16 protein-coding genes and 1 pseudogene are annotated in these 18,122 nt (G+C 63.2%); 13 read left to right on the top strand and 4 right to left on the bottom strand.

Going from position 1 to position 18,122, the window contains the following annotated elements:
- Window positions 1-66 precede the first annotated feature (66 nt).
- Together BMZ43_RS27400 and BMZ43_RS27395 are read left to right on the top strand one after the other, a co-directional pair.
- A pseudogene (locus BMZ43_RS27400) lies at window positions 67-843 on the top strand (PAS domain-containing protein); the annotation flags it as partial.
- Window positions 838-1,380, top strand: a complete 543-nt coding sequence (locus BMZ43_RS27395; RefSeq protein WP_371913881.1) for a methyl-accepting chemotaxis protein — start codon at window positions 838-840, stop codon at window positions 1,378-1,380. The pseudogene BMZ43_RS27400 and the gene BMZ43_RS27395, both read left to right, overlap by 6 nt.
- Before the next feature lie 20 nt (window positions 1,381-1,400).
- Here BMZ43_RS27395 and BMZ43_RS14280 read toward each other — a convergent pair whose 3' ends face one another.
- Window positions 1,401-2,561: an MFS transporter gene (locus BMZ43_RS14280; RefSeq protein ID WP_017640024.1), complete on the bottom strand. Its 1,161-nt coding sequence runs from the start codon at window positions 2,559-2,561 to the stop codon at window positions 1,401-1,403.
- Window positions 2,561-3,094, bottom strand: a complete 534-nt coding sequence (locus tag BMZ43_RS14275) for a GNAT family N-acetyltransferase (RefSeq protein WP_017640025.1) — start codon at window positions 3,092-3,094, stop codon at window positions 2,561-2,563. Before BMZ43_RS14275 ends, BMZ43_RS14280 begins: the two co-directional genes overlap by 1 nt.
- Window positions 3,095-3,158: 64 nt before the next feature.
- Here BMZ43_RS14275 and BMZ43_RS14270 point away from each other — a divergent pair, with 64 nt between their 5' ends.
- The 7 genes from BMZ43_RS14270 (at window position 3,159) to BMZ43_RS14240 (ending at window position 9,466) form a co-directional block, all read left to right on the top strand.
- Window positions 3,159-4,082 (top strand): LysR family transcriptional regulator, encoded by a 924-nt coding sequence (locus tag BMZ43_RS14270; protein WP_093254515.1) that lies wholly within the window; start codon window positions 3,159-3,161, stop codon window positions 4,080-4,082.
- Window positions 4,083-4,151: 69 nt separating this feature from the next.
- The gene (locus BMZ43_RS14265; RefSeq protein WP_093254511.1) at window positions 4,152-4,475 is read left to right on the top strand and encodes an ArsR/SmtB family transcription factor; all 324 of its coding nucleotides are present in this window, start codon (window positions 4,152-4,154) and stop codon (window positions 4,473-4,475) included.
- A 44-nt stretch (window positions 4,476-4,519) separates the two neighbouring features.
- Window positions 4,520-5,605 carry an ACR3 family arsenite efflux transporter gene (gene arsB / locus BMZ43_RS14260; RefSeq protein WP_256562939.1) on the top strand — a complete coding sequence of 362 codons (1,086 nt, stop codon included), beginning with the start codon at window positions 4,520-4,522 and terminating at the stop codon, window positions 5,603-5,605.
- Window positions 5,602-6,027: an arsenate reductase (glutaredoxin) gene (gene arsC / locus BMZ43_RS14255; protein WP_093254504.1), complete on the top strand. Its 426-nt coding sequence runs from the start codon at window positions 5,602-5,604 to the stop codon at window positions 6,025-6,027. Before arsB ends, arsC begins: the two co-directional genes overlap by 4 nt.
- Before the next feature lie 11 nt (window positions 6,028-6,038).
- Window positions 6,039-7,214 (top strand): chromate efflux transporter, encoded by a 1,176-nt coding sequence (gene chrA / locus BMZ43_RS14250; protein ID WP_093254501.1) that lies wholly within the window; start codon window positions 6,039-6,041, stop codon window positions 7,212-7,214.
- Between the two features lie 177 nt (window positions 7,215-7,391).
- Window positions 7,392-8,642: a hypothetical protein gene (locus BMZ43_RS14245; RefSeq protein ID WP_093254498.1), complete on the top strand. Its 1,251-nt coding sequence runs from the start codon at window positions 7,392-7,394 to the stop codon at window positions 8,640-8,642.
- 146 nt (window positions 8,643-8,788) lie between these two features.
- Window positions 8,789-9,466 carry a type 1 glutamine amidotransferase domain-containing protein gene (locus tag BMZ43_RS14240; protein WP_017640032.1) on the top strand — a complete coding sequence of 226 codons (678 nt, stop codon included), beginning with the start codon at window positions 8,789-8,791 and terminating at the stop codon, window positions 9,464-9,466.
- Window positions 9,467-9,843: 377 nt separating this feature from the next.
- Here BMZ43_RS14240 and BMZ43_RS14235 read toward each other — a convergent pair whose 3' ends face one another.
- The gene (locus BMZ43_RS14235) at window positions 9,844-10,758 is read right to left on the bottom strand and encodes an NmrA/HSCARG family protein (RefSeq protein ID WP_093254495.1); all 915 of its coding nucleotides are present in this window, start codon (window positions 10,756-10,758) and stop codon (window positions 9,844-9,846) included.
- 142 nt (window positions 10,759-10,900) lie between these two features.
- Between BMZ43_RS14235 and BMZ43_RS14230 the strand changes: the two genes are divergently transcribed.
- The 4 genes from BMZ43_RS14230 (at window position 10,901) to BMZ43_RS14220 (ending at window position 16,416) form a co-directional block, all read left to right on the top strand.
- Window positions 10,901-11,869: a LysR family transcriptional regulator gene (locus BMZ43_RS14230; RefSeq protein WP_093254493.1), complete on the top strand. Its 969-nt coding sequence runs from the start codon at window positions 10,901-10,903 to the stop codon at window positions 11,867-11,869.
- A gap of 244 nt (window positions 11,870-12,113) precedes the next feature.
- Entirely contained in the window at window positions 12,114-14,060 is a 1,947-nt protein-coding gene (locus BMZ43_RS14225; protein WP_093254491.1) for a putative bifunctional diguanylate cyclase/phosphodiesterase, read from the top strand.
- A 223-nt stretch (window positions 14,061-14,283) separates the two neighbouring features.
- Window positions 14,284-15,150 carry a hypothetical protein gene (locus BMZ43_RS26080; protein ID WP_143075262.1) on the top strand — a complete coding sequence of 289 codons (867 nt, stop codon included), beginning with the start codon at window positions 14,284-14,286 and terminating at the stop codon, window positions 15,148-15,150.
- A gap of 261 nt (window positions 15,151-15,411) precedes the next feature.
- Window positions 15,412-16,416: a protein NO VEIN domain-containing protein gene (locus BMZ43_RS14220; RefSeq protein ID WP_093254489.1), complete on the top strand. Its 1,005-nt coding sequence runs from the start codon at window positions 15,412-15,414 to the stop codon at window positions 16,414-16,416.
- 71 nt (window positions 16,417-16,487) lie between these two features.
- Here BMZ43_RS14220 and guaA read toward each other — a convergent pair whose 3' ends face one another.
- A complete protein-coding gene (guaA, locus tag BMZ43_RS14215) occupies window positions 16,488-18,065 on the bottom strand; it encodes a glutamine-hydrolyzing GMP synthase (protein WP_093254487.1) in 1,578 nt (525 codons plus the stop codon).
- Between the last annotated feature and the right edge of the window lie 57 nt (window positions 18,066-18,122).

The raw sequence follows: 18,122 nt of genomic DNA, 5'->3' as shown, positions 1-18,122 counted from the left end.
CTTCAGAAAATCCGGGTACCGTCGAAGTAGTGGAAGTCATACTTTCACTCCTCTTGGTGCCCTGCCATGTTCAATCGCCCTCTCAAGACCGAACTCGCCCAACTGCGGGCCGAGGTCGCCGAATTGCGTCAGCTGCACGCCGGCTTCGAAAGCCAGGCGCTGAGTCTTACCGTGGATGACCGCGGCAATATCGAGCGCGTCAACGAGCGCTTCTGCCGCGAGATGGGCTACCGCTCCGAGAACGTGGTGGGGCGTCCCCTGGACGCCTTCATTCCAGAATACGTTAAACAATTGCCCTGCTATCGCGACCTCAAGAGCGCGCTCAGCCAGGGTACCCAGACCAGCGGCATGTACCGCCTGCTGCGGGCCAACGGCCAGGAAGCCTGGCTCTATGCGACCTGGCAGCCGCTGCGCGACGCCGCTGGCCGCATCCACAAGACCATCTGCTACGCCAACGACCGTACCGAACAGGTGGAAACCGCCACCGAGCATTCCGGCCTGATCAACGCCCTGCTGCGCTCCACCGCAGTCATCGAATTCAATCTGGCCGGCGAGGTGCTCACCGCCAACGACCGCTTCCTGCAGGGCATGGGCTATTCGCTCAAGCAGATCCAGGGCAAGCATCACCGGCAATTCTGTACCAGCGAAGAAGCCAACTCCGCCGACTACCAGGCGTTCTGGGCGCGGCTCAATCGCGGGGAATTCATCGCCGGTCGCTTCAAGCGGATCGACAGCCACGGCCGCACCGTCTGGCTGGAAGCCTCCTACAACCCGGTGCTCAACACCCGTGGCCAGCTGTACAAGATGGTGAAATTCGCCACCGTCATCACCGAGCAGGTGGAGCAGGAACAGGCGGTGGCCGAAGCGGCCAAGGTGGCCTTCGACATCTCCCAGCAGACCGACGAGAGCGCCCGCCAGGGAGCCGAAGTGGTACAGGACACCGTCTCGGTGATGCGCAAGATCGCCGAGGAACTGCAGGTGGCCTCCAATGGCATTGAGGCCCTGGGCGAGCAGTCGCTGGTCATCAGCACCATCGTCAAGACCATCAGCGGCATCGCCGAGCAGACCAACCTGCTGGCCCTGAACGCGGCCATCGAAGCCGCACGCGCCGGTGAACAGGGTCGCGGTTTCGCCGTGGTGGCCGACGAGGTCCGCCAATTGGCTGGCCGGACCAGCAAGGCTACCGAAGAGATCGTTGGCGTGGTGCAGCAGAACCAGCAGCTGGCGCAGACCGCCGTTGCCAACATGGCGGCGAGCAAGCACCAGGCGGAACAGGGCCTGCAACTGGCCAACGCCGCGGGCACCCGTATCACCGAGATCCAGGACGGCGCCCAGCGCGTGGTGGGCGCCGTAGGTCAGTTCGCCCGTCGCCTGAACTAGCTCGCGGGCCGGCTCCCGCCTCAGGCCGGCGCCGGACGCCGCCGCCGGAGCAGCCCCAGCGCCGCCAGGGTCACGCCCAGGCTGACCAGCAGGCACAGCCCGAGCAGGCCCCGATCGCCCCAACTCTCCCGCGCCAAGGCATAGCACCAGGGCGCGGCCGCCGAGAGCAGAAAACTCGGCGCCAGCAGCTTGCCGGTCAGGCGTGCGTAGAGCGCCCGGTCGAACAATTCCAGCGGCAGGCTGGCCCGCAACACCGCCACCAGGCCGTTGAGGGCGCCATAGCAAAAGACGAAGCCCGCCGTCAGCAGCAGGTGGCCTTCGCTCGCCAGCGCCAGGGCGAAACTCAGCGGCAGGCCCAGGCCCAGCAACAGATTGAGCTGGCGCGCCGACAGCCGCTGTCCGGAGGCCAGTTCCGCCAGCCGCGCGCAGACCTGGCCGATGCCCCACAGCGCCGCCACCCCCACCGGCACCCCACGCTCGGCCAGCAGCGCCGGCAGATGCGCCGACAACCCCGCCGAAAGAAAGCCGATCAACGCCATCCCGGTGGCGAACAGCACGCCGGCGAGGCGTGGCGAGCCACCCCCCGCCGTGGGCGGTAGCTCGGCACTGGGCAAGCGTCCGCGCACATTGGGCAGCGGCAGGAGCAGCAGCAGGCCGGCCAGGGCGATGCCGGCATAGACCACCAGCCCCAGGCGCCAGCCCAGCGCCTCCAGCAGCCAGTGCCCCAGGGGCCAGAACACCGCCGACGCCAGCCCGCCGAGCAGGGTGATGCGCACCATCACCGCCCGCGAGCGTTCGCCGGCCAGGCGCGCCAGGGTGGCGAAGGCGGCGTCGTACAGCGACAGCCGCATGCCCACCCCCAGGGTCACCCAGGCCAGATAGAACAGCGGCGCCGACTGGGACGCGGCAAGGCCCAGGCAACCGAGGGCGTCGAGCACCAGGCCGAGTTGCAGGGTGCGGCAGCCACCCAGGCGTTCGATCACCGCGCCGCTGAAAGGCGACACCAGCCCCATGGTCAGCATCGCCAGGGAAAAGCCGCCATAGACCCAGCGCGCATCCCAGCCCAGTCCCGCGGCCATCGCCGGGCCATAGACCCCCGGCAGATAGAAGGCCAGGCCCCAGGCCAGCAACTGCATCAACCCCAGCTGCCAGATGGCGCGATCGCTCGGCATCGGCGTCATCAGCGTGTCCCCGGGGTACGCTCGCCCTCGCCCAGGCTGAGTTGCATCAGGACCGTGTCCACCCAGCGTCCATGCTTGAAGCCCACCGCCTCGAAGGTGCCGACGGTGCGAAAGCCCAGCCGCTGGTGCAGGGCGATGGAGCCCTGGTTGGCGCTGTCGCCGATCACCGCTACCAGTTGGCGAAAGCCCGCCGCCGTGCAGGCTGCGACGATATCCTCCAGCAGCCGCCGACCGATCCCCTGGCCACCCAGGCCGTCGCGCACGTACACCGAGTCTTCCGCGGTATGGCGGTAGGCCGGGCGCGGTCGATAGAGCACCGCATAGGCATAGCCCAACACCTCGCCGTCCCGCTCGGCCACCCGATAGGGCAGCCCGGCCTGACGCACCGCCGCCAGGCGCCGTTCCAGCTCGGCCACGTCCGGCGGCTCCAGCTCGAAGCTGGCGCAGCTGTGCAATACGTGCTGGGCATAGATGGCCTGGATGGCGGGAAGATCGGCGGAGGTGGCGTCACGCAATTGCAGGGCGGTGTTCACGAGGTTTATCCATCCAGGGGTCGATGGGGCGATCATGCCGGGACGCCCAGCCAAAGATAAAGCTATGCTCGATTATCTCCGGTATAAGCGAAACCTTGGCATGGCCGACCTCAACCTCACCCAACTGCAGACCCTCGTCCAGGTGGTCGCCACCGGCAGCTTTTCCGCCGCGGCCGATCGCCTGGGGCTGAGCCAGCCGGCGGTCAGCCTGCAGATTCGCCAGCTGGAGCGGCGCCTGGGGCTCAAGTTGCTGGAGCGCCTGGGGCGCGGCCTCAAGCCCACCGCCGCCGGCAGTCTGCTGCTGGAACACGCCGACCATATCCAGACGGCGGTGGACCAGGCCCTGCAGGCCCTGGCCAGCCATGGCGAGACGGTCAGCGGACGGGTCGCCATCGGCACCGGCGCCACCGCCTGCATCCATCTCCTGCCGCCGCTGCTGGGCCAGTTGCGCCAGCGCTTTCCCCAGCTGGATGTGCGCGTCAGCACCGGCAACACCCTGGACGTCTTGCGCGCGGTGGAGGACAACCGCCTCGACCTGGGGCTGGTCACCCTGCCCGCCAGTGGCCGCAACCTGCAGGTGGAGCCGCTGCTGGAGGATGCCTTCGTCGCCCTGCTCCCACCTGCCAGTCCGCTGCCCAAGGGCGCGCTGGCGCCGGCGGCGCTGGCCGAAGCGCCGCTGCTGGCCTTCGAGACCGGCAGCAGCACCCGACTGCTGATCGACGACTGGTTTCGCCGCGCGGGCCAGCCCAGCCGACCGGTGATGGAGCTGGGCAGCATCGAAGCCCTCAAGGAACTGGTGGCCGCCGGTCTCGGCTACAGCCTGGTGCCCGGTATCGCCGTGGCCACCGAACACCATCGCCAGGGCCTGAGGGTCCAGCCGCTGGCGCCGCCGCTGACGCGCACCCTGGCCCTGGTGCTGCGCCGCGACAAACCCCTAAGCCGCCCGCTGCAGCAGGTGCTGGAAGCGCTCCGGCGGTTGCGTCGCTGAGCAGGACTCGACCAGGCGGCCGCCACGCTTTATGATTCAATTATTCAACGATCATTGAATTATAGAATCATGCATGAAGATAGCGCCGTATCCGCCCTCGCCGCCCTCGCTCACGCCCAACGCCTGAGGGTTTTTCGCGCCCTGGTGGTGGCGGGCACGGATGGCCTCACCCCCAGCCAGTTGGCCGACCAGCTCGAAGTGAGCCGCAGCAACCTCTCCTTCCATCTCAAGGAGCTGGCTACCGCCGGCCTGGTCTCGGTGGAACAGCAGGGTCGCAACCTCATCTATCGCGCGGCCTATGACCAGATGAACGCCCTGCTCGGCTACCTGACCGAACACTGCTGCGCCGGCGGCGACTGCGTGGTCAGCGAACCCTTGCGCTATTCCTGCTGATCCTCGACCAACCCCCATCCACCGACCGCAAGACCAGGCCCGCCATGCACAGTCCCCACGCCTGCCCACCGGCAGTACCCGCCATGAACACCTTCGAGCGTTACCTCAGCCTCTGGGTGGCGCTCTGCATCCTCGCCGGCATCGCTCTCGGCCAATGGGCGCCGGATCTGTTCCGCTCTATCGGCCGGATCGAGCTGGCCCAGGTCAATCTGCCGGTCGGCCTGCTGATCTGGGTGATGATCGTGCCGATGCTGCTCAAGGTGGATTTCAGCGCCCTCGGCCAGGTGCACCAGCACTGGCGCGGGATCGGCGTCACCCTGTTCGTCAACTGGGCGGTCAAGCCCTTCTCCATGGCGCTGCTCGCCTGGCTGTTCATTCGGGAAGTTTTCGCCCCCTGGCTGCCGAGCGACCAGCTGGATAGCTATATCGCCGGGCTCATCCTGCTGGCGGCGGCGCCCTGCACCGCCATGGTCTTCGTCTGGAGTCGCCTCACCCAGGGCGATCCGCTGTTCACCCTGTCCCAGGTCGCGCTGAACGACACCCTCATGGTGTTCGCCTTCGCCCCCATCGTCGGCCTGCTGCTGGGGCTGTCGTCGATCGCGGTGCCCTGGGCCACCCTGCTGCTTTCGGTGATCCTCTATCTGGTGCTGCCGGTGATCCTCGCCCAGCTCTGGCGACGCGCGCTGCTGCGCCAGGGCCAGGCTGCCTTCGAGCGCACCCTGGCCCGCCTGGGACCCTTCTCGATGGGCGCCTTGCTGGCCACCCTGGTGCTGCTGTTCGCCTTCCAGGGCGAGGCCATCCTGGCGCAGCCGCTGGTGATCGCCCTGCTGGCCGTGCCCATCCTGATCCAGGTGCTGTTCAATTCGGCGCTGGCCTATTGGCTGAATCGCCTGGTGGGCGAGAGCCACAGCGTCGCCTGTCCGTCGGCGCTGATCGGCGCCAGCAACTTCTTCGAACTGGCGGTGGCCGCCGCCATCAGCCTGTTCGGCTTCCACTCGGGCGCCGCCCTGGCTACCGTGGTGGGAGTCCTCATCGAGGTACCGCTGATGCTGCTGGTCGTGCGCCTGGTGAACGGCTCACGCGGTTGGTACGAACGCGGCGCCCTTTCCTCCCGTCGAGACCGTCCATGAACAGCGACATCACGATCTATCACAATCCCGCCTGCGGCACCTCGCGCAACGTGCTGGGCCTGATTCGCAACAGCGGCGTCGAGCCGACGGTGATCCACTATCTGGAGACACCGCCCAACCGGGCGCAGCTGGAACGGCTGATCGCGGACCTGCGCATGCCCGTGCGCGACCTGCTGCGCCAGAAAGGCACGCCCTATGCCGAGCTGGGGCTGGACGATCCGCAACTGGACGACGCGGCGCTGATCGCCGCCATGCTGCGCCATCCCATCCTGATCAACAGACCCATCGTCGTGACGCCCCTGGGCACCCGGCTCTGCAGGCCCTCGGAGCAGGTGCTGGAGATCCTGCCCGAGCCGCAACGCGGGCCTTTCGTCAAGGAAGACGGCGAGGTGGTAGTTCCGCCTGCGGCGCCGCGCGGCTGATCTGGGCCGCCATGCGCGACATCGCCCGCGATAAGGACAGCGCCTGGCAGGTCTTTCTGATCTTTCTGCGCCTGGGCTGCACCAGCTTTGGCGGCCCCATCGCCCACCTGGGCTATTTCCGACAGGCCTTCGTCGCCCGTCGCCAATGGCTGGACGAGCCCGCCTATGCCGAGTTGGTCGCGCTCTGTCAGCTCTTGCCCGGTCCGACCAGCAGCCAGGTCGGCATGGCCCTGGGCCTGGGCCGCGCCGGGGGCTGGGGTCTGCTGGCGGCCTGGCTCGGCTTCACCCTGCCTTCGGCCCTGCTGCTGATCTTCTTCGCCCTGGGCCTGGCCCACTATCCTGGGCTGGCCGACTCGGCGGCGGTGCATGGCCTCAAGATCTTTGCCGTGGCGGTGGTGGCCCAGGCGGTCTGGAGCATGGGCCGCAGCCTGTGCTCGGATACCCCGCGTCGCGTCCTCGCGCTAGTCGCCGCCGGCCTGGCGCTCTGGCTGCCCGGTTCGGCGGGGCAACTGCTGGGGCTGGGCCTGGCCGCCCTGGTCGGTCGCCTGGCGCTGGCACCGACCGCCACGCCGCCGGCCCTGGTCCTGCGAACCGGACTCTCCCGGCGCCTGGGGATTGTCGCCCTGCTGTTGTTCCTGCTGCCACTGCTGCTATTGCCCGTCTGGAGCCACCTGGCCGGGGGTGTCTATCGCGCCGGCGCCCTGGTCTTCGGTGGTGGCCATGTGGTGTTGCCACTGCTGCAGGCGGTGGTGGTGCCCAACGGCCTGGTCAGCGATGGCCAGGTCATGGCTGGCTATGGCTTGGCCCAGGCGGTACCGGGCCCGCTGTTCACCTTTGCCTCCTACCTCGGCGCCCTGGTGCCCTCGGTCTTGCCCGCCTGGCTCAACGGCCTGCTCTGGACCCTGCTGATCTTTCTGCCCGGCGCCCTCGTCCTGCTCGCCGCCCTGCCCTTCTGGCAGACCCTGCGCCAACACCCCGGCTGGCAGCGCGCCCTCACTGGGCTCAACGCCGGCGTGGTCGGCCTGCTGCTGGCGGCGCTCTACGATCCGGTCTGGACGGGGGCCATCCGCGGCCTGCTGGATGTCGCCCTCGCCGCACTGGCCCTGGCGCTGCTCTTGCGGACCCACTGGTCGCCGGTGCTGATCGCGCTGTTGGTCGTTCTATTCGTCAGTCTATTGAACTTTTAGCGCACTACCGTTTGGCGGCGTGCCACTAGTGGCCCGATGAAATTGCGGCGTGGTTCGCTGTAGCTCCGTGGAAAGCTAGGCACTGTCGGCGTGACGTTCAGCTGTATGAAACGTCTTGCCCTGCGCGAGAACGTGTCCAGCGAGCGCTCGGCCTGACATGCATTAAGGATGACCGCCATGACCTACAAGAACCCCCTGGACACCACCGCCCCGCTGTTCACCGCTGCCCTCGCCAAGGCGCCCCTGGCCGCCGCGCCCGCCAAGCCAGCCGGCACCTTTGATGGCGTCACCTACTACGCCTTCCAGAGCCAGCCGCGCCTTACCCTCGATGTCAACGCCGCGCCCGAATACGTCGGCTTCGCCAAGACCTTCGATGCCAAGGGCCCGCACTATGCGACTGCCTCGACCCTGAGCGAACTGACCCTGACCGGTCACTGGGAAGACCAGCTGACGCGTCTCGACGGCCATACCCGCGGTGCCACCGCCAGCGACAGCACCCTCGATTCGTCCATTGCCAAGCTGACCGTCAGCCTCACCGACACCGCGGACAATCAGTTCCACGAGAGCGATCTGATCACCCTGGACAACTTCGATGGCCTGCAGACCTTCGATGGCTCTACTTCCACTGCCGGCCTGTCGATTGACTTCCTGCATGGCTACACCGAAGGCCCTGACTACACCTATGCCAGCCAGAGCGCCTTCCTGAAGAGCGTGATCACCGGCAGCGGCAAGGACTCGGTGAGTGTCAGCACCATCGCCGCCGCGGAACTGGATAGCGTCGCCTCCCTCGCCCACTCGCGGGTCAAGGCCATCACCGTCGATACCGGCGCCGGTAGCGATCAGATCAGCGCCCATATCCAGCAGGCTGATGTCACCATCAACGCCGGCGCTGGCAACGATTACGTGGACCTGCTGTTCACCAAAGGCGTGGCCGCCCACAACGCCAACCTGAGCGGCAGCTACGGTCACGGGGCCACCATTACCCTGGGCGAAGGGCCCGATTACCTGAGCCTCGAACCCAGTCTGGTCAACTTCGATGGCAGTAGCAGCGCCGCCGCCAACCGTTCCCTGGCCGCCAACCATGTGACGGTCACCGACTACAACGCGAACGATGACCACATCATCTTCGGCTTCGCGGTGTACGACGAGAAAGCCGTGGTCACCATCCAGGACGCCGCCCTGGCGAAGGCGACCAGCCTGTTCGCCGCGCTCAACACCGTGACCCAGTCCACCACCGGCCTGGTTAATGCCGCCGTCTTCCACTACGGCCAGGACACCTATGTCTTCCGTGACGCAGGCTACGAAGGCCAGGTCGACAACCTGGACTCGCTGATCAAACTGGTAGGCGTTCATAACCTCGATGACGTCGCCAGCACCGTCTCCGCTCGTGAGCGCTATGAGCCGGGCGGCACGCTTGGCTGGGGTTGATCGCCCCTGAACGCCACGGCCGCCCCAACCGGGCGGCTCGCCGGCTGCTTCTGTGAGGTATTCGTGGCTTACCACAAGCGCCGGGCACTCACAGCAGGAACCCAGGGTCTGTCTAGCGATACCCTTCCGAACACGAGGAACGCGCGATGAAGATCCTGATGGTCCTGACCTCCCACGACCAGCTCGGCGACACCGGCAAGAAAACCGGCTTCTGGCTGGAAGAATTCGCTGCCCCCTACTACGTGTTCAAGGATGCCGGTGCCGAGATCACCCTGGCCTCCCCCGCCGGTGGCCAACCGCCGCTGGACCCCAAGAGCGACGCCCCCGACGCCCAGACCGAGTCCACCGAGCGTTTCAAGACCGATCCCGAGGCGCAAAAGGCGCTGGCTGGCACCGTCAAGCTCGCTGAAGTGCACGCCGACGACTACGACGGCCTCTTCTATCCCGGCGGCCACGGCCCGCTCTGGGACCTCGCCGAATCCCGCGACTCCATCGCCCTGCTCGAAGCCTTCGCCCAGTCCAACAAGCCCTTCGGCCTGGTCTGCCACGCCCCTGGTGTGCTGCGCCACGTCAAGGCCGCCGACGGCACCCCGCTGGTCAAGGGTCGCACCGTTACCGGCTTCACCAACAGCGAAGAAGCCGGCGTGCAACTCACCGACGTGGTGCCCTTCCTGGTGGAAGACGAGCTGAAGAAGCTCGGCGCCCGCTACGAAAAAGGGCCGGACTGGGGCGAGTTCGTGGTCGAGGACGGCAACCTGGTCACCGGCCAGAATCCGGCCAGTTCGGAAGCCGCGGCGGATGCCCTGCTGACCAAGCTGGGTTGAGCATCCCGGACAGGAAAAAGTCCGCCTGATGGCGGGCTTTTGCGGGTGCGGCTCTAGGCTCCGCGGGAATCGCTCGTACCCCTGATCAATCGTCCACAAGGATCGATCAGCTGTATCGAACCGGCCAGAAGATTCCAGACGCTCAACACGCAGGCGCCGCTTCTGGTGCGGTCGAGAGGGCACGACGCCGCTCGTGATAGGGACGACAGCCACTACCGCCGCGATACGCCAGCTCTCCTGATCGGCAAACGTCTGGCGCAAGCCTCAGCACCATCGAGACCCTATCGCCCGGAGTCGTACGCTCTGAGCCAATAGCCAGCACAAGTTCGCGCGTCCAGCTATCGCCGTCCCCTGCCTCAGTCGAGAAACGCGAGGATTCAGGCCGAGGGCACGACGGCGAAGCGGAGCCTGTCCCGCGCCCAGACGGCAAAGGGCGTCGGTGTCTTACCCGCCACCCTGTTCGCCAGCGCGATCCCGGCGTCGTGGGAGCCCGGCCCGAGGTAGGTGTAGGTCTGATAGTAGGCCAGTGTTTCACCCAGGGCGTCTGCTCCGGGAAAGAAGCCTGCATAGGCCTCGCGAGGAACCTGGGTGAAGGTCACCTTGAGCCCCAGGCCATTGAAGGTGTCGACCAGGTCGTTAAAGCTCATGAAGTCGCCCACCAGCGGAAGGTAGGCACCGTCCTCCGTTTCTTCCGGATGCGCGAAGGCGCCCGCCACGAGGTCACCCAGCTCGCCTATGTCACCCATGTGCAGGCAACGCACCGCTGGATCGATAGGCAGCGTCCAACCCAGGCTTCCGTCCGGCTGAGCTTGCGGCCCGTACGGCCCTACGAAGTTCTGGTAGTACGCCGGTGGAATGACGAAGGTATGCCGCGAAAACCCAGCCTTCCTGACGATCGAGTCAACCTTCGCCTTCCCAGTGAACTGAGGCACCTTGAATTCGTCGCCGCTGATGGCCTCGACATCCGGCAGGGTGGACCAAATCAGATGCTGCACGTCGGCGGCTTTCGCGGCCTGGACCGCCGCGTCGGCCTGCTTGATTTCATCGGTGCCGGCTTGCCAGAAGTTGGTGACGAGAAAGACGCCATAGGCCCCTTCGAGCGCCGCGGCGAGTGTCTCGGGCCGCTCCAGATCCGCGGCGACCACTTCGTCAGCGGGTCCCTCGTACCCAGCCGGGTCACGCGAGAGCGCACGCACCCTGAACCGCCCGCCTTGGCTCAAGGCCCGCACGACCCCTCCACCTTGATTTCCGCTCGCACCGAATACGGCGATCAGCTGCTTTTCGCTAGACATCCTTTACCTCGTTCGATCTTGATCAGGCGCCTAGCCGGATGCCAAGCGCGCTTGTCAGGGTGACTCGAACGCCATCTTGCGTTTGGCTGACCGATGCATCAATTCTCCAAAAAATGGCATCACTTGCTATGATTTGATCCATATGAGCGAGCCAATAGAAACAGCCGAACTCGTCGCCTTCACCAAGACGGTCGAGGCCACATCCCTTTCGCGCGCCGCGGCCGAATTGTGCATTCCGCGGGCCACCGTGAGCCGACGTCTTGCCCGCCTCGAGGAACGTCTTGGCGCTCGCCTGCTGCTTCGCACCACGCGCAGTCTGGTCCTTACCGAGGTGGGCGAGGTGTTCTATCGGGAGGCCTGCATCGCACTCGAGGCGGTGCGTCTTGCCGAGCAGAGCGTGCGCAGGACAGACGACGTAGTGCGTGGTGATTTGCGCGTCTCGACGCCGCCTATCCCGGGTCTTGGCTTCCATGCCATGCTCTGCGAATTCGCGGCGCGCTATCCCGAGCTACGCGTCCATATCCACACGTCAAACCATCACGTCGACCTGCTTCGCGGTGACTACGATGTCGCGCTCAGGGCCAGCAGCCAGCTCGAGCCCGGCTTGATCGCCCGTACCCTCTTGCGCGACCGAATGATCGCCATTGCGGCGCCTGCTTACCTGGCCGCTCGCGGCGTACCGCGCACGCACCACGATCTCAAGCATCACCACTGCCTGCTCGGCTTCACGCGTGGCGAGCTCCCGGACACTCACTGGCCCATGACCTCCGGAAGCAAGCTTCATGTGGAAGGCACCTTCTTCTCGAACGACATCACCCTGCTGTGCGAGGCTGCCGTAGCCGGGCTTGGCATCGCGCTTCTTCCCCAAGACCTGGTAGCGCGAGACCTGGAGCGTGGCGCGCTCCAGCAGGTCCTCGCCGACGTCGTCGGCACTGAACTGCATATCGCGCTGGTCTATCCCGACCGTACCTTCCTGCCGCCTCAGGTGCGTGCCTTCATCGATGCAGTCGTCGCCTGGGTACCACGCAGACGTGCCGTGGAACCAGGCGCCCCAACATCCGGGCAATTGGCTGCGTCCAGGGGTTCGCGCAAGGAAGGTGCAGCTTCCTGACGGTAAGCGAAGACCGCGCAGTCGTGGAAAGCCAGCCTTCGCTAAAGGCTTCACAGCAATGTGTCGGCCCTGGAAAGGTAAAGGCCCGCAACCACGGCCAAGTGCCATTAGTCGCGAAGACTGCAGAAAAGTAGGCGCCAGCCGACAGCCTCTCATGAGCGCAGCCTCTAACCCTGCGCCGCCCAGGCTGGAAAGGATATTCCGTGCAGTTGGTTACCTGGTCGTATTTTCAGAGCATTGCCCGATGAAGAAAATCCTGCTCGGCGTGCGCGCCCTGATGTCGGTGCCCAAGGACAATCCTGGCCTGGTCAAGGCGCAATACCTCGCGCTGTCTCGCCAGCTGCCGATGATGTACTTCATCCTGCTGACCAACACCCTGATGCTGGCCGGCACCCACTATGCCGTCGCGCCGCGCTGGCTGGTGGTGTATTGCCCGTTGCTCATGACGCTGTTCGGCGTGATCCGGGCGGCCGAATGGTTCCGCACGCGCAATCGGCCGCGCAGTCCGGCGCAGATGCTCTCGGCCCTGAAGCGCACCAACAGGCTCGCGCCCATCGTGGCCTCGGCCTTCACCGCCTGGGCGCTGGCGCTGTTTCCCTATGGCGACAGCTATACCCAGGCGCATGTGGGCTTCTACATGGCGATCACGGTAATCGGCTGCATCTTCTGCATGATGCACCTGCTGCCAGCGGCCCTGGCCACCACCGCCGTGGTCAACACGGCCTTCGTGGTGTTCTTCGCCTCCACCACCATCAGCACCTTCGTGGCCACGGCGATCGACGTCCTGCTGGTGTCCATCGCCATGCTGGTCATCCTCAAGGCGCAGTACGGCGACTTCACCCGCCTGGTGAACATGCAGGCGCAAACAGCCAAGCTCAGCGAGGAAAACCTCAAGCTCGCCAACCAGGACAGCCTGACCGGCCTCGCCAATCGACGGCAATTCTTTGCCCGCCTCGATACGCTGCTAGCCGATGCGCGTGCCCAGGGGACCCGCTTGGCCGTGGGCCTGATCGACCTGGACGGCTTCAAGCCGGTCAACGATATCTATGGCCATAGCGTGGGCGACCGGCTGCTCTATCAGGTCGGCCAGCGCCTGAGCGGACTGCTCGACGAGGACGTCCACCTGGCCCGCCTGGGCGGTGACGAATTCAGCCTGATCATCACCAAGATCTTGAACGACGAGCAGCTGCGGGCCTTTGGCGAAAAAGTCTGCGCCAGCCTGCGCGCGCCTTTCCTGCTGGTGGACATGCCCATCCAGATCAGTGGCTCGCTGGGCATCGCGACCTTTCCCGACCAGGCCTTTACCGCCACGGACGTCTATGAACACGCCGACTACGCCCTCTACCAGAGCAAGCGCCACCGCCCCGGCACGGCCTGCCTGTTCAGCACTGCCCATCGCCAGCAACTCAATCGCGAAGGCCTGACCGAACAGGCCCTGCGCCGGGCCGACCTGGAGCGCGAGTTCTACATGGTCTTCCAGCCCATCGTGGACATCCAAAGCAAGCAGACGGTGGCCTTCGAGGCCCTGGCGCGCTGGGAAAGCCCGGAGCTGGGCAACGTGCCACCGGGTGATTTCATCGCCACCGCCGAGCGCGTTGGCATGGTCAATCGCCTTACCCTGCCCTTGCTGAACAAGGCGCTAAACGCGGCCGCACGCTGGCCTGCAGGCATCCGCCTGGCCTTCAACCTCTCCGCCCACGACTGCGGCTCGGAAGACGCCGCCCAGCAGATCGTCGAACTGATCAAGCGCAGCGGCTTCGACCCGGCCTGCCTCGACCTGGAAATCACCGAAACCGCCGCCATCCAGGACCTACCGCAGACCCAGCGCGCCATCAGCCGCTTTCGCGAACTGGGTTGCGGCATCTCCCTCGACGACTTCGGCACCGGCTATTCCAGCCTGAGCCAGATCCACGCCCTACCCCTGACCAAACTCAAGGTGGACCGCACCTTCGTCACCAACCTCCACCTCGACCCGGCCAGCGTGAAGATCGTCAGATCCCTGATCGCCCTGTGCCAGGACATGCAGCTGGAATGCATCGTGGAAGGGGTGGAGACCGCTGCGGAACTGGGTGCGTTGAAGAATCTTGGTTGTACGAGGGCGCAGGGTTATCTGTTCGCCAAGCCTATGCGGGCGAGTGATATCAGGGGTTGGTTGGAGGGGGAGCATTTGGCTGAGGTGTTGGCGGTTTGATCTGCATCAGGTAGCGACCAAGCCTAGCAGGAACACCCGACTTCACCGCGTCCAATACGCGTCGCAAAGGTTCGCACCGTAGTGCCTATACATTGCAAAGTGCTCGAAAAGCCAACGCTAAAGCGCGCCATTCGTAATTATAGGAAAACGCCTCAGGAAGCAGTATTGTTCGCCCTACCACTATAGCATTCATCTCTGAATACATCTTTAAAAAGGATTTAATATGACCAATTCAGTAAGAGATATTTTCGGCCGAGCTGGAGAAGTCTTCCCGCCGATAGTCCAAGACCTCCTTGCCGGCTCCTATGATAGAAATTATCAATTCCTATCTTTAGAGAATTTCAGGTCACTGAGTGAAGTCGAATCAAATTATGTGTATTGGATTGAGATCCTCTACCGATCCCATTGGGCAGCGACCTCAAGCCTAATTAGATATGAAAAATGGTACGAGCTTTGTCATCACAGCTCGATTGTAAAGCCAAACTACCTTGCTTTTTGCTCTGGTCTTAGAGGGCTTCTTGAGTGCACTACCGACACATACCATGCCCTAGGTAGTGTGCCTCTCACTATAGCTGAGACAGCTAGATATATCGAAGACGCGCTCCTACGTCGCCCAACACTGAAAAGAGGTGTGAGCCAAGAGCTAGAAGACAGCCTAATTCATTTCAGCTATGCACGTAAATTGTCTAAGCACGAAGACGCGCCAAAGAGTCACGAAGCCAAAACAGCGAGCTATTACATTGAACAACTAGACAGCCCAGAACGACCTCTGAAAAAGTTATACGCTGAACTTTGCCAAGTTGTTCATCCTGCACACCAGTCCACTTCATGGCTGGTTGAATTTGAAGATCAAAATTACACGATCCAGAACCCTGATGATTTGAATTATATCTTAAAGCTATGCAGCAAATATAAAGACCCCATTGAATACATCCAAATGTGCTCAGTAAATATCAGCATGTTTATATTCAAGGTTATTAACATGCTGTCTTGCCCCAAACTTCATAACCCTTCCGCTGAAAAATACGACATGTCAAACAGCCAATTGCACAAGAAAATTGAAGCAGCGATTCGTAGGCAGATTCCTTAAACCTTAGATAATCCATATAAAAAATCTTTGGCGCATCGCTTTTAGATAGTTGCTTTCGATCTGAGGCAGGATTTTTTTCACCCAGCAAGAAGCGCAAGTAAAAACAGTCAAATCCTTCATGGGATTTCATCTAGATGCATATCGCGCTACCAGTAAATAGGCGAATGCTTCCGATAACTATCAAATGAAAAAGAAAAAAGGGCGCAGATTTATTTCTGCCAAAAATGAATCTTTACCCTTTTCTCAAAGGAGCAGCATTAGGTGAAAAAAGTATTATGGGTAAAATTCGGATGGTCAGAATATTATCGAGGCGGCGACATCGCTGGTAATTTTGCTTGGCTAAATCAGAACAAAGGTACGGAAAATGAAGGACGAGGCCATGAAGCTTATAACTTCATGCCAGATGCTGATGGGTCCTACTACTGCTATGTTCCCCCCCAAGGAGGCAACTATGCACCTTCTCACGACGACCCGGAAGGCTGGACGGTTGTATGTCTGGCCAAAAATCCGGCAACCCCGGGTATACACGTGGTCGGCTGGTACGAAAACGCAACGCTTCATGGTGAATGGATTGTCCGCCCCAACAACACCGACCAGCGCCAGCAAATTTTTCCCCACCCTGCTTATGACTGGTCATATTGCATAACCAGCAATTCCGCTTACTTTATCCCCCCCGAGGAGCGGGTTCTGCCCTTCTCGGATCCATCAGTGAGACAAGGAAAATACTCTTTTCTAGACGGCCCAAATATTACGAAGACTGAGAACAAAGAAAGAGTGCAAGCGCGACTCGAAGCCTTAATGACGCGTTTAGCCTCAGTCGCAATTTACAACCCCAATGAACACACCGTTTTTGATCCAGAACTAGATCAGGCCGACCCCCTCCGGGGATTTGGCAGCCCTGAACACCGTAAAGCCGTTGAACTGGCCGCTGAGGATGCAGTGATCGCCCATTATATAAAACAAGGTTACGGCTACCAGCGCACAACACACCTTCCCTGTGGGTACGACTTTATCTTCACACGAGAAGATTCAGAGCTACATATCGAAGTGAAGGGTACGGCCGGCACGACACCACGTTTTTTCCTCACACGTAACGAACACAATGCAGGATTAATGCTCAATCCAGACTGGAGGTTGGCCATGGTGACATCGGCGCTATCGGATGCCCCCCAAGTTACGGAATACAATCCTCGCCAACTAAGAGAGGCGTTTAATCTTGAGCCTTACGTTTACATCGGGGCATTCGTACCAAAGCCCGAACTTTGACATTTAGTCCCCGTACCGCGACAAAACAAAAGCCCGCTGTAACGCGGGCTTTTATATCTAGCGCAGAGCGATCACTCCCACTCAATCGTCGCCGGCGGCTTGCTCGATACGTCGTAGGTGACGCGGGAGATGCCGTCGATTTCGTTGATGATGCGGTTGGAGACCTTTTCCAGCAGCTCGTAGGGCAGATGGGCCCAACGGGCGGTCATGAAGTCGATGGTTTCCACCGCGCGCAGGGCGACGACCCAGGCGTAGCGGCGGCCGTCGCCGACCACGCCGACGGATTTGACCGGTTGGAAGACGACGAAGGCCTGGCTGACCTTGTGGTACCAGTCGGCCTTGCGCAGTTCGGTGATGAAGATGTCGTCGGCGCGACGCAGCAGGTCGGCGTATTCCTTCTTCACTTCGCCGAGGATGCGTACGCCCAGGCCCGGGCCCGGGAAGGGATGGCGGTAGACCATGTCGTAGGGCAGGCCCAGCTCCAGGCCGATCTTGCGCACCTCGTCCTTGAACAGTTCGCGCAGCGGCTCGACCAGCTTGAGGTTCATCTCCTCGGGCAGGCCGCCGACGTTGTGGTGGGACTTGATGACGTGGGCCTTGCCGGTCTTGGCGCCGGCCGACTCGATGACGTCGGGGTAGATGGTGCCCTGGGCCAGGAACTTGATGTTGTCGAGCTTGCTGGCTTCGGCGTCGAAGACGTCAATGAAGGTGCGGCCGATGATCTTGCGCTTCTTCTCCGGGTCGGCTTCGCCTTCCAGGTTGGTCAGGAAGCGCTGCTCGGAGTTGGAGCGAATCACCTTGACGCCCATGTTCTCGGCGAACATGGCCATCACCTGGTCACCTTCGTGCAGGCGCAGCAGGCCGTTGTCGACGAAGACGCAGGTCAGCTGGTCGCCGATGGCCTTGTGCAGCAGGGCCGCGACCACCGAGGAGTCGACGCCGCCGGAGAGGCCGAGCAGTACGTTGGCGCTGCCGACCTGGGCGCGCACCTGGGCGATGGCGTCCTCGACGATGTTGGCCGGGGTCCAGAGGGCTTCGCAGCCGCAGATGTCCTTCAGGAAGCGCGAGAGGATGCGCCCGCCCTGCTTAGTGTGGGTCACCTCGGGGTGGAACTGCACGCCGTACCAGCCGCGCTCGTCGTCACCCATGGCGGCGATGGCGCAGCTCGGGGTGCTGGCGACGATGTGGAAGCCGTCCGGCAGCTTGCCGACCTTGTCGCCATGGCTCATCCAGACGTCCAGGCCGAGCACGCCGTCGTCGTCGAGGTGGTCCTGGATGCCTTCGAGCAGGCGGCTCTTGCCGACCACGTCGACCTTGGCATAGCCGAATTCACGGATGTTGGAGCCTTCGACCTTGCCGCCGAGTTGCTCGGCCATGGTCTGCATGCCGTAGCAGATGCCGAACAGGGGCACGCCCAGATCGAACACCGCCTTGGGTGCGCGCGGGCTGCCGGCCTCATGGACCGACTCGGGACCACCGGCGAGGATGATGCCGCGCGGAGCGAAGGCGCGGATGTCGGCGTCGTCCATGTCGAAGGGGTGCAGCTCGCAATAGACGCCCAGTTCGCGCACGCGGCGGGCGATGAGCTGGGTGTACTGGGAGCCGAAGTCGAGGATGAGGATGCGGTGGGCGTGGATGTCTTGGGACATGGCCAGGTCTCGATAGCGCTAGGTTCAGACGATTCGGGGCTGTAAGACAGCCCCGAA

Origin of the sequence: Pseudomonas sp. Snoq117.2, from assembly GCF_900110545.1 — a bacterium.
Classification (GTDB): Bacteria; Pseudomonadota; Gammaproteobacteria; order Pseudomonadales; family Pseudomonadaceae; genus Chryseomonas; species Chryseomonas benzopyrenica.
This window is presented reverse-complemented; position numbering and strand designations above follow the sequence as displayed.